Raw genomic sequence first — 13,382 nt, 5'->3', positions numbered from 1 at the left:
TCCTTTTATGAAAATAGCTATCTTGTCCCAAGATGCTTCGCTATATTCCACGCGACGCCTCAAGGAAGCGGGGGAAGCGCGGGGTCATGATATGCGGGTGATTAATTACCTGCGTTGTTATATGAATATTACGTCTCATAAGCCCAAAGTGGTGTATCAGGGGAAAGTTTTGGAAGAGTTGGATGCGATTATTCCTCGCATCGGTGCGTCTAAAACGTTCTATGGAACGGCTGTGGTGCGCCAATTTGAAGTGATGGGGGTGTTCGCGGCGAATGAATCCCAAGCCATTTCTCGTTCCCGCGATAAGTTACGCTGTCTTCAGATTCTTTCTCGTGAAGGTGTGGGACTTCCGGTGACGGGGTTTGCTAATTCCACTCAAGATATTGATGGGTTAATTGAAATTGTGGGTGGTGCGCCACTGGTGATTAAATTGCTGGAAGGGACTCAAGGGATTGGTGTGGTTCTCGCAGAAACCCATCAAGCGGCGAAGTCGGTGATTGAAGCGTTTCGCGGTTTAGATGCCAATATCTTAGTGCAGGAGTTTATTAAAGAAGCGGCGGGTATGGATATTCGCTGCTTTGTGATTGATAACAAAGTGGTGGCGTCGATGAAGCGACAAGGCGCACCGGGGGAATTTCGGTCTAATCTGCATCGAGGTGGTAATGCTGAACAAATTAAGTTAACTCCAGAAGAACGTAGTACGGCGGTACGGGCGGCGAAAGCGATGGGATTGAGGGTGGCGGGTGTGGATTTGTTGCGATCTAATCATGGTCCGGTGGTGATGGAAGTTAACTCTTCTCCTGGTTTAGAAGGGATTGAAAATGCTACAGGTGTGGATGTGGCGGGAAAAATTATTGAGTTTTTGCAGAAAAATGCAGCATCCGGAAAAACGCGCGATCGCATTCAGTATTAATGGGTCATTTGTCATTGGTCATTTGTCATTGGTCATTTGTCCTTTGTCCTTTGTCCTTTGTTAAATAGCGACGCGAAGGGTCAAGTCGGGGCGGGTTTAGTTTCATCTGGGTGAGGGAAGAAATGATAATCGTGAAACCTGCGCCTACATTTGGAAAGGGCGGGTTTTGTGCAAACGTTATCATCAATAGCGAAACGTAAGTCCCTAAACCCGCCCCTACGAACTCGGTTACCTCAAATGCAGTGAAGGATCAAAATTCAAAACTCAACTGTGAATCATGAATCTATAACAATTGGTGGAATTCGTATTGCACCCGGAGAACGGAAGCGCACAGAAATTCCGGTTGCCCGTCTGCCAACGCAAACGCTACTCTCGTTACCGATTACTGTGATTAATGGTGTGGAGGCGGGTCCACGACTGTGGATGAGTGCGGCGATTCATGGTGATGAAATTAATGGGGTGGACATTATTCGCCAAGTCTTGGAACGGATTAATCCGTTTCAGCTTCATGGTGTCCTGATTGCGGTGCCAATTGTTAATGTTTTTGGCTTTATTGAACAATCCCGTTATTTGCCCGATCGCAGAGATTTAAATCGTTCGTTTCCCGGTTCCTCTCGTGGTTCTTTAGCCTCTCGGTTGGCAGATTTGTTTATGACAGAAATAGTGAGTCGCTGTACCCATGGGATTGATTTGCACACGGCGGCTCAACATCGCACAAATTTACCACAAATACGGGCGAATTTAGATGACTCAGAAACCTATTACTGTGCTAAAGCGTTTGCTGCACCCCTGCTGATGCATTCAATGGTGCGTGATGGATCGTTGCGCCAAGCTGCGACGAAGCGAGGTATCCCAATCCTCTTGTATGAGGGGGGTGAGGCGTTGCGATTTGACCCGGATGCGATCGCAATTGGTGTCGAAGGTATTCTACGAATGATGGTGGGATTAAATATGATTGAGTTGGCGTTCCCTGAGTCTTTGCACCCATCACTAGAAGTTAAGCAAAGTAAGTGGGTACGAGCGCCCCGGAGTGGGATTTTGCGCCTCACTGTTAAATTGGGTCAGAGAGTTGACAAAAAGCAAGTTTTATGCATTATTTCCGATGCCTTTGGTGAGAATAGCATTAAAGCGTATGCACCCTTTGATGGCTTAGTGATTGGTCACACGCAGAATCCGTTGGTGAATCAGGGGGATGGGATTTTGCATTTAGCGGTTTTGAGTGATTAGGGAACAGGGATTAGGCAATAGGCAATAGGCAATAAAATATTACACAACTCATTTAAAACCGTTACATTATAATAAACGGTTTTAGCGTTTTTTAGTAGGGTGGGCATTGCCCACCAGCCTTAAGTCAGTGACATTCATCTTAGGTCTTGTGTCATCTGTCTTATGTAAGAGTTTGAGAAATATTTACAGCCTTGAATCGGGTTGAGTTTATTTCCACCAACCGAAAGATTACACAAGTTAGCGTTTTTTAGATTTTTGTTGCTAGAGGAAAAATAAAGCCGCACACTGGGATAAAATTCAGTTGGTCTGTGCCAGGAACAATTAACCTGATGAAATCTACTCAGTGGTGCAAAATCTGCCTGTTGACTCTCTTAGCTGGAACGGTAAGACTGGTAACAGCGGCTCCAGTTTTGGCTCAATCCATTATCGAAGCCGATGACGGTACGGGTACAACTGTCACTCAAAATGGCGACAACTTTGATATTCAAGGTGGCAGTTTGTCGAATGATGGAACGAATTTATTCCACAGTTTCCAAGAATTTGGCATTGATTCAGATCAAGTTGCTAATTTTTTGGCAACTCCGGATTTGAGAAACATTCTGGGACGAGTGATTGGCGAAAATCCTTCCATTATTGATGGGTTAATTCAGGTGACCGGGGGAACAGCCAATTTATATTTAATGAATCCGGCGGGAATTGTTTTTGGGGCGAATGCTCAACTCAATGTCCCGGCTGATTTTACCGCAACGACGGCGACAGGAATTGGATTTGGCAATAACTGGTTTAATGCATTGGGCGACAATAATTATCAGAACTTGGTCGGAGATCCCAGTCAATTTGCCTTTGACTTATCCCAAGGAGGAATCATTATTAATGCGGGGGAATTGGTAGTTGAACCCGGACGGGATTTAGCGCTACTGGGTGGACAAGTCATGAATACAGGAACGCTGACGTCATCCGGGGGAACGATTATTATCACGGCTGTGCCGAATTCTCGTTTGGTGAAAGTCTCTCAACCGGGACAGGTGTTAAGTTTCGAGGTAGAGTTACCGAGGAGTAATGGGGGATTAGCGTTACCGACAAATCCTCTGGATTTAGCGACTTTGTTAACGGGTTCGGGGAATACGGTAGAAACTGGGGTAGAGGTAACGGCATCAGGAGAGATACAGACGGATTCTGGGGGAATTATACCGAATCAGGTTGGGGTTGCGATCGCGTCAGGAAAAGTTGAGTCAGGTACAGGTCATATTTCGATTATCGGTAGGGGCGGAACCGAAGAGAATACTACTTCAGGTATTCCCGGTATTCAAATTAGTCAGGGTAGCCGTGTCGAAGCAATTGGACAAGGAACAATTACTCTCAACGGTATAGGAGGAAGCGGGGGAATTTTCAGCGAAGATAATAATCGAGGAAATCGGGGAATCTCGATTAATAACGCTACGGTGTCTTCCCAAGATGGCACCATTCATCTCATCGGTACCGGAGGTTCTGGGGATAATGGTTTACATTATGGGGTTTCTATTGGTAATCAGGGGGGAAGTGTCCAGTCAACAGGAACAGGAACAATTATTGTTGAGGGGACTGGAGGGAATGGAGGAGAAGGGACGTTACATGGGAGTCAAGGAATCAAACTTGACCAAGGGGGTTTGGTTAGTACCAGAGATGGGGATATTCAGTTTATTGGTGAGGGGGGAACTGAACCCGATCAATTTAATCATGGGGTTGAACTATTTCGGGGTTCTACTGTTGAGGCGACAGGAACTGGAAATATTACGATTGAGGGAATTGCTGGCGCGGGAATAACGGAAAATCACGGGATTAGGATTCAGGAAATAGATCCTAACCAGACTAATCCCTCTCGAATTACCGCCAGGGATGGCGCGATTACTCTAATTGGTGTGGGTAAGGGAACAGGAGACAATAACTATGGCATTGATTTAAGAGGGGGTGGTGTAGAGAAAACAGGTGGGGGAACTATGACCCTGGAGGGAATCGGTGCCAATGGTGCAGCCGGAATTAATGTGCAAGATGGTTTTATTCAAGCTAGAGGAACGGGAGAGAGTACGACGACTTTGATTGCAGATCAAATTCAGGTGATTGATGATCCGAATTTCCCGAAAACGCCACAAGTCCAAGGGACAGGAACGGTGGCGTTATCTCCTTTTGACCCAACTGTCGATATGACGATTGGAGAGACAACGAATAGTAATAGTAATACCTGGAATCTGGATACCGAGAAACTGAATCTATTCCAAGATGGATTTGAGCAAGTTGTGATTGGTGGGGAAGATAATCAGGGTAAAATTACGTTGGCAGATGACATCACCTTTAAGGTTCCGGTAATTTTGCGATCGCCTTTTGGTTCAGGGGCAATTGATACCACAGGTTTTACCCTGACTGGCACTCAAGATGCCACGATTACACTGCAAGCGAATCAACGGATTACGACAGGTACAATTATTAATCCAGGTCGGGCAATTACTTTAACCAGTAACGGGTCAATTGATACTCGTAGCGGCATCCTCGATAGTCATGCTCAAACCAGCAATGGGGGAACGATTAGTTTAAGCGCTGTTCAAGATATTACCACGGGAAATATTGATGCCAGTTCCGGTGGAAATGGTCAAGGGGCAAACATTACGTTAACCAGTCGTGATGGAGAAATTACCACTAATGATCTCAACAGTTCTGGATTCAGTGGCGGTGATATTTTAATTGATGCGGCGACAGCAATTACAACCGGAAAAATTAATAGTAGCGGTACGATTAGCGATGGTGGTAATGTGACGTTAGACCCCATTGGCGATATCCAAGTGACATTGATTAACGCCCAAGGCGGAAATAATGGTCAAGGCGGTCAAGTTGATATCACCGCCGGTCAATTTTTCCGCGCTACGGGAACATTTATTGACCGAGATGGGATTAGCGCCAGCATCTCTACGGCTGGGGGATTGGGTGGAGATTCTATTACGATCAGACATGGTGGAAATGGTGATATTCCCTTTATCGTGGGTGATGGCACAACCAATGGCACAAGGGGAACGATTACCAGTGGCGATTTCACGATTTCCCAAACTCAATCTTTTCTATTTACTCATCAGGTGGGTAATATTCAAATTATCAGCGTTGATTCCCCGCCCATTCCGGTAACGCCCCCGACTCCGGATACAGAGTTTCCGATTCTGGTAACGCCACCAATTTTGATTCCGGAGTCCCCCACTTCAGAAACTAACGCTGCTATCAATCCTGTTAACTTACTCAAACCTTTGACTGAACCCACTTTACCTCCCGACAAAGACGAACCGCCGGAAATCGAAATTGACACCCAGGTTGCCAAATGGGAGGAATCGTTAACCCGTGACTATGAAACCTATTTAGGACTCCAAGATACTACCATTTTGACTCTGGCAGATGCCCGGGCAACTTTACATCGTATCGAACAAGCTACAGGGGCTAAACCTGCACTTATCTACGCCGTTTTTGTACCCACCACAGTAGCGCCCCAAACTCGCAGCCAAGACAGTCAATCTTCAGCCAAGGAGTCTCCCTTACGAGATAGTGATCAACTCGAAATTATCCTCGTCACCGCGAATGGGGAACTCATACGCCGCTCGATACCTGGTGCAACCCGCGAAAAAGTAATGGATACCGCTAACAAATTGCGTCGCGCCGTTACGGATACTCGCATTCCTCGTCCCTATCAACGTTATGCCCAACAGTTTTATCAATGGCTAATTGCACCCTTAGAGACAGAATTAAAGACGCAAGAGATTAATAATCTAGCTTTCATTATGGATCAGGGATTGCGTTCCCTACCCCTGGCTGTTTTGCATGATGGGAATAAATTTATAATTGAACAATATAGTATCGGTTTCATGCCTAGTCTTTCCCTCACTGATACCCGCTATCGAGATGTGAGAGATTTACAGGTTTTAGCCATGGGTGCGTCCCAATTTACTGACCAAAACCCCTTGCCTGCTGTACCCACTGAATTAGCCGCGATCGCGACTCAATTATGGCAGGGGAAATCGTTCTTGAATGAAACCTTTACCGCCGCTAATTTGAAAACAGCGAGGGCATCTCAACCCTTTGGAATTATCCATTTAGCCACCCATGGTGAATTTAAATCGGGTCAACCCAGTTCTTCTTATATTCAGTTTTGGGATCGTAAACTCAAACTGAGTGATATCCGCGAATTGGGATTACATGACCCCACCGTGGAACTGATGGTATTAAGTGCCTGTCGGACGGCTTTAGGAAATGAAGAAGCGGAGTTAGGATTTACTGGGTTAGCGGTACAAGCTGGGGTTAAATCTGCCCTGGGGAGTTTATGGTATGTGAGCGATGAAGGCACGTTAGGATTAATGACAGGTTTTTATGAACAATTACAGCAATCGCCTCTGAAAGCGGAAGCTTTGCGACAGGCACAATTAGCCATGATTCGCGGACAAGTGCGATTGGAAGAGGGTTATTTGATTACGCCAAATCGCCGGATTGCTTTACCACCAGAATTAGCTAATTTGTCCAAAAAGGAACTCACTCATCCTTATTATTGGAGTGCGTTTACTTTAGTTGGAAGTCCGTGGTGAGAGAGTGTTGAACCGTCGCTAAGCTCTATTGCTGTCTAATATTAAGGCAAATCAAACTAACAATTTAGCACACTAACTACGAAAGACCCCAATTCAACCTCTGAGTTTTGACCCTTCGCTTGTCTCAAGCGATCGTCGGTGATCACCTGTAGGGGCGAGTCGCTGCTTAAATGGGGTGGTGTTAGGATTAACTGCTCTCGACTCGCCCTGCCAAATGTGGTAGTTTACGATAATTAATTATACGCAATTTAGGGTTACATAGAGAAAAGTGACGGTTTAATTTTAGGCAATGGTTCATGTCGATTTTTCTTGGTTTTTCTGATACCTGATGCAGGGCGACCCGATAAATTTTATAGGTCAATTGTGTTCATTTTTGCAGCGGGTCGCCCCTACCATTCAATTGATATCGAGAGAATTGATGGGGTATGTCAAATGTGACGGTAATTAGTCGGACATGGTTTTATATAGCGCTACGCGCTAGGCAATAGGCAATAGGCAATAGTGAAGAAAAACGCTTACCTGACAAGGGATTGACCCTTCGACTTCGCTCAGGGTCAAAGCGATTTAAATTTTTCTTGATATGTCCTAACCTTAATGCGTAGTGCTATAAGTAGGTTGGTGAAAATAAACTTAACTAGATTAAGTTATGTAAACAAGCCTCAAAACCCTTACTGTTCCCTGTTCCCTGTTCCCTGTTCCCTAATCTCCACCGCTAACTTTAATTGTGTCCACCTACTTACATAAGACGAATGACGATTACTCCTCTGGATTAGTAATCAACCGAGTGCCACGATTACGGGTGAAATAACTCCATGCCCATTGCACCATAACGATGATTTTATTATCAAATTCAATTAGGAAAAAGATATGCACAAAAATCCAGGTTAACCATGCCAAAAAGCCGGAGAATTTGACAAATCCTAAATTAACAACCGCCGCATTGCGTCCAATCACGGCTAAACTGCCGTAGTCGGTGTAATGAAACGGGGGTAATGTTTCTCCTTTGAGACGTTTTTGGATTAAATTGGCTACATATTGCCCCTCTTGCATGGCAACGGGGGCGACACCGGGTAAAGGTTTGCCGTCGTCGTATTGGTGGGGAAAATTGGCTAAGTCACCGATGACAAAAATATTGGCATGTCCTGGTACAGTGAGATCAGGATTAACTATTACTCGTCCAGCGCGATCGCACTCTACCCCTGTAGCCTTAGCCAGTACCTCTCCGATGGGGGAGGCTTTCATCCCAGCAGCCCAGAGGATGGTTTTTGCGGTAATCTGTTCAGTGCGATCGCCGCTTTTAATCGTCACCTGATCCTCGTCTATATTGGTAACCAGTGTCTTTGTCTGTACCTGAACCCCCAAATGCTCAAGTTCCGCTTGCGCTTCGGCGGATAATTGGGGCGGATAAGGAGGCAATACTCGCTCCATTCCTTCTAATAAAATAATCTTAGTTTCTGTTGTGTCAATGTGGCGGAAATCCTGGTTTAATGTACTATGAGCCAGTTCTGCTAATGCCCCTGCCAATTCTACTCCTGTAGGTCCACCGCCGGCAATCACAAAGGTTAACCACGCCCGACGTTGATCAGGATCAGCTTCTTTCTCTGCGGTTTCAAATGCCGATAAAATGCGTCGCCGCATTTCTAACGCATCTTCAATAGTTTTCAATCCAGGTGCTTTCTCTGCCCATTGATCGTTGCCGAAATAGTGATGACTTACACCTGTCGCTACAATTAAAGTATCATATTTAATTGTGTTACCATCCTTAAGTTTAATCAAGCCATCTTGAGGATTGATATCCATCACCTCTCCCATCAATACCTGAGTATTTTTCTGACGCTTCAGTACGGCGCGTAAAGGAGAAGAAATATCGCCAGGAGATAAACCACCTGTAGCCACTTGGTACAATAGAGGCTGAAATAAATGAAAATTACGTTTATCAATTAACGTTACCTGAATCGATGCCCTTGCCAGCGATTGGGCGGCATAAAGTCCACCAAACCCACCGCCTATAATTACTACATGTTTAGGGGATTGATTATCAATTGCGGCATTAACCATTAGTTGTCTTTCCTAACTCAATTGACAAAATTATATGTCATCATTTGTCCTTGGTTGTATCTCCTGTAACGCACATCTTGCACCAATCTCATCAACTGCCTTGGGTTAAAACCCAAGAACCAACGCTCCAGTAGAATGGTATTAAACTAAGGCTGGTGGGCGATGCCCACCCTACAGGATATCCAATGTTTTGGCGAGCCAAAAATGCTTCAGGAGCGTGCTATTTCCGCTAAAGCAAGCCTAAGCCCACCGGATAAGATATTCAACCCGTTTTAACGGGTTTAAGCTTTTAGCCAAGAACTTGAGTTCTTGGCTTGGCGGATGTCAGGATTTACTGACAAAGGTGCAAAATATCAGGCAAATCTAACGCCGCTTCAATGCCAAGGTTAATCCATCGGCAATAGGAACTAAACTTAAAATAACCTGTTCATCTTGACTAATGGCTTGATTAAATGCCCGAATCGCGGCGGTATTTTTATCTTGAATCTGAGGATCAGCCACTCGTCCCCCCCACAGGACATTATCAATAGCAATTAAACCTCCCGGACGAATTAATTGCAGCGATCGCTCATAGTATGCCAGATAATTTACTTTGTCGGCATCGATAAACGCAAAATCAAACGTTCCCGCTTGCCCTGCTGCCAATAATTCGTCTAATGTCTCCAAAGCAGGCGCTAATCGCAAATCTATTTTATCCGAGACTCCGGCGGCGTCCCAATAACGGCGGGCAATGGCGGTATAATTTTCACTCACATCACAGGCGACAATCTTGCCATCCTCAGGTAAGGCTAAGGCGACAGCTAAGGCACTATAACCTGTAAATACGCCAATTTCTAAAGTTTTCTTAGCACCTATTAGCTGAACCAACAATGCCATAAACTGCCCTTGTTCCGGGGCGATTTGCATGGCGCTATCTGGATGAGTGGCGGTTTCTTGCCGTAATTTTTGCAGGATATCGGGTTCTCGCAAGGACACCGATAATAGGTATTTATACAGTGGAGTATCTAAACCTAGGGTTTTGTTAGACATAGGCAATAGGAAACAGGGAAGCAGGGAGGCTGGGGTAGCCGCGATCGCAAGATGCAGATATTGATATCTATCCGATCTAACTCTGTTATGTTGACTTTTAGCACATTTTCCAATACGTGCCAATCTACCTAAGGGTCAAGTCAGGGCGGGTTTAGTTACATTGGGGTGAGATAAGACACAATAGTAGTCAAACCCGCCCCTACACCCTAGCTACTTTAGTGAAAAATGGAATCACCAACCTACGCCAAACTTCAACAACGACAACAATTCTTAGAGAGTATTTATCAAGGCGTCGTTCATCCGATTACGGTAATTGATGTTTTACCCTCTGGTGAATTTCGTGTCGTGGAGATGAATCCGGCATCTGAACAATGGATGGGTAAAGGTTTAGAGGAAGTAAAAGACAAATCCCCGGAACAGGTTTTTCCGGCGGATGAAGCCGCCGCTATCGTGGATAACTATACCCGATGCGTTCAGGAGGGACATCCGATTGTCTATGAAACCTATTGCCAATCTCAGGATAGTTGGTGGTTAACCACGCTCACACCTTTGTACAATCAAGAGTCGCGAATTTATCGGTTAATTAGTAGTAGCCTGGACATTAGCGAACGCAGAAAAGCAGAAGTTAATCTCTCTCATTTTTTCAACAAAATACTGATATCTAATCTAAATCGGCGCACCTTTGATTTACGTCAAACCAGTCAAAAACTGATCGAAGAAATTCAATCTTGTCAGCACGTCAACACTAAATTAAAAGAAAGCGAACAGAACTTGCGCCAAATTGCCGAAACCCTGCGGGAAGTCTTATTTATCCGCACGGTTGACCAGATGATTTATGTTAGTCCAGCTTACGAAAAAATCTGGGGACTCTCTTGTGACTCCCTCTATCAACAGCCAAATTCTTGGCAAGATGTCGTTCATCCGGAGGATCGCGATCGCGTGATGACTGAATGGCAAACTCATGTCTGGGACAAACCCTTTGAGCAAGAATATCGGATTATTCAACCCAATGGTGAACAGCGTTGGATTTGGGCGCGTACCTTGCCAATTCTCGATGACTTTGGACAAGTTAACCGTAATGTAGGAATTGCTGAAGATATCACCGATCGCAAGCAAGTTGAGGAAAATTTACGCCAAAGTCAAGCTAAACTTGCAGAAGCCGAAGAACTAGCCCATCTGGGTCATTGGCATTATGATATGGCGACTCATAAAATTACTTGGTCAGCCGAAACATTCCGGATTTTTGGTCGAGATCCCCATCACGGTGAACCAACTTATGCTCAACTGGTACACCAGATTACTCATCCCGATGACCGCAAACATTTTACTCAAACGGTTGCCCATAGTATCCAATATAAGCAACCCTACCAATTAAACTATCGATTGATTCGTCCTGATGGTTCAATTCGCCACATTTTCGCTAAAGGGAAACCGATTTTAAACTTAGACAACCAGATGATTGGTGTATTTGGCACAATTCTCGATATCACGAACCTCAAGCAAACTGAAGCAGCATTACGCCAAAGCGAAGAAACATTCCGTCAGTTTGCCGAGAATATTCAGGATGTTTTCTGGATGACAAATGTAGAGAAAACCCAAAATATTTACATTAGTCCAGCTTACGAAACAATTTGGGGTAAACCCTGTGCTTCTTGGTATACTGATTGCCTATCATGGTTGGATATGATTCACCCCGATGATCGCGATCGCATTCACATTGCGCTTATCAAAGAGGTGTTAGGCGAGTATGATGAAGAGTATCGGATACTACGACCCGATGGGGAAATGCGTTGGATTCGCGATCGCGCCTTTCCCATCTACAATGAATCGGGTGAGATGTACCGCATTGCCGGAATTGCTCAGGATATCACAGAGCGTAAACAAACAGAAGCCGCCTTACAAAAAAGAGAACAACAATTCCGGCAAATTTTTGATCATGCTCCCATTGGTATGTCCCTGATCAACTTTCATACCCATCAGTTTATTCAAGTCAATCCTGCTTATTATCAGATGCTGGGATATTCTGAGTCAGAAATCATGTCGCTTACCTTTGACGATTTTACCCATCCTGATGATATAGGGCATGATTTACACTACATGGAACAAATTGATCAGGGGAAAATTAATAGTTTCCGGATGCCGAAGCGCTATTTGAAAAAGAATGGTGAGATTGTCCGGGCAAATCTAACCGTTGCGGTGCTGCGCGACTTGATTGGCGAACCTGTATTTTGTGTTGCCATGATCGAAGATATTACTCACCAGCAACAGTTACAAGACGAATTAACCCAAAGTGAACACCGATTCCAAACTTCGCTGGATAGTATATTAGATTGCTTTGCTTTGTATGAACCTATTCGCAATGATTCAGGTCAAATTATTGATTTTGTCCTTGAGTATTTCAATGCCGCTACTAATCAGTATCACTGTTTTACTCAACCCGTACAAAGAGGTCAACGAATTTACTCGGTTTTGCCCCCTGCTTATCAAGATGAGTTATTCGATGCCTACTGTCAGGTTATGGCAACGGGTCAACCGTTGGTGAAAGAATTACTCTTCTATGATGATTTATCCCATCCACAAGACTTGAGGCAAGCCTTCGATGTTCGTGCTGTTCGTTTCGATGAGGGGTTAGCCATAACTTGGCGCAATATTACCCAACGTAAGCAGGCAGAGTCTCAAATTAAAGCGTCCTTAATCGAAAAAGAAACCCTGCTCAAAGAAATTCATCATCGGGTCAAGAATAATCTACAAATTATCTCCAGCTTGTTGCGCTTACAGGCAAGAAAACTGAAAGCACCCGAAATCTTAGACCTTTTGCAAGAAAGTCAAAATCGAGTGCAAGCAATGGCACTGATTCACGAAAAACTGTATCAGTCTGAGAATTTATCCCAGATTAACTTTGGCGCTTATATTCAAAGTCTGGTTGACTCTCTCTCTCGCTGCTATGGAGCAAGGCAAAAAGGAATTACCTTTAATCTGACGATTGCTCCCGTCTCGCTGTCAATTGATACCGCCATTCCCTGTGGATTAATTATTAATGAATTAGTATCCAATTCCTTAAAATATGCCTTTCCCAACTCCCGCAATGGTGAGATTGGCATCACTCTCCAGACGAGAGGAGGAACTCATGAAGGCGAAGGGGAGGATCAGGGAGATAGGGGGAATGTCGCTGACTTAAGCTGGGTTCGTAGTAGGCACTTTAGTGCCATAAGCGCTGAAGCGTTGACTACAAACTCTAAAGTCAGTGGCATTGGAGATAGAGGAGATGGGGAAAACAACTTAACAAACGCCACTTCAGACTCTCTATCCTCTGTTCCCCAAAAACAGTTATACTTAACCATCGGTGATAATGGCATTGGTTTCCCAGAGGACGTGGATTTTAGGCAAACCTCATCCCTAGGCTTACAGCTTGTGTGTCGGTTGACTAAGCAACTACAAGGTGAGATAATACTCGATCGCAAACAGGGAACTCGATTTATAATTGTATTTAACCGGAGTTGCTAATCCTCCCAGACAACATTGAACTCGCCTGACTTGCTCCATGCTCGGTATCTTTTAATACATTG

Annotated in this window: 6 protein-coding genes; 4 read left to right on the top strand and 2 right to left on the bottom strand. The window is 44.7% G+C overall.

Annotated elements, in window-relative coordinates; genetic code table 11:
* The first annotated feature begins 7 nt into the window (after positions 1–7).
* The 3 genes from rimK to RIC07_RS10135 all read left to right on the top strand — a co-directional run bounded on the left by rimK (position 8) and on the right by RIC07_RS10135 (position 6,729).
* Positions 8–913: a 30S ribosomal protein S6--L-glutamate ligase gene (gene rimK, locus RIC07_RS10145; protein ID WP_446394411.1), complete on the top strand. Its 906-nt coding sequence runs from the start codon at positions 8–10 to the stop codon at positions 911–913.
* Between the two features lie 270 nt (positions 914–1,183).
* Positions 1,184–2,140, top strand: a complete 957-nt coding sequence (locus tag RIC07_RS10140) for a succinylglutamate desuccinylase/aspartoacylase family protein (RefSeq protein ID WP_446394410.1) — start codon at positions 1,184–1,186, stop codon at positions 2,138–2,140.
* A 329-nt stretch (positions 2,141–2,469) separates the two neighbouring features.
* Positions 2,470–6,729: a CHAT domain-containing protein gene (locus RIC07_RS10135; protein ID WP_446394409.1), complete on the top strand. Its 4,260-nt coding sequence runs from the start codon at positions 2,470–2,472 to the stop codon at positions 6,727–6,729.
* A 756-nt stretch (positions 6,730–7,485) separates the two neighbouring features.
* Here the strand turns inward: RIC07_RS10135 and RIC07_RS10130 are convergent.
* Positions 7,486–8,787, bottom strand: coding sequence for an NAD(P)/FAD-dependent oxidoreductase (locus RIC07_RS10130; protein WP_446394408.1), 1,302 nt, complete (start codon positions 8,785–8,787; stop codon positions 7,486–7,488).
* 363 nt (positions 8,788–9,150) lie between these two features.
* Positions 9,151–9,816, bottom strand: a complete 666-nt coding sequence (locus RIC07_RS10125) for a class I SAM-dependent methyltransferase (protein ID WP_446394407.1) — start codon at positions 9,814–9,816, stop codon at positions 9,151–9,153.
* Between the two features lie 225 nt (positions 9,817–10,041).
* On the opposite strand from RIC07_RS10125, the gene RIC07_RS10120 reads away from it, so the two are divergent.
* The gene (locus tag RIC07_RS10120) at positions 10,042–13,320 is read left to right on the top strand and encodes a PAS domain-containing sensor histidine kinase (RefSeq protein ID WP_446394406.1); all 3,279 of its coding nucleotides are present in this window, start codon (positions 10,042–10,044) and stop codon (positions 13,318–13,320) included.
* The last annotated feature ends 62 nt before the right edge of the window (positions 13,321–13,382 follow it).

Origin of the sequence: Coleofasciculus sp. E1-EBD-02 (assembly GCF_040218245.1) — a bacterium.
Classification (GTDB): Bacteria; Cyanobacteriota; Cyanobacteriia; order Cyanobacteriales; family Coleofasciculaceae; genus Coleofasciculus.
Note: the sequence above shows the minus strand (reverse complement) of the source record. Positions and strands in the feature narration are given on the sequence as shown.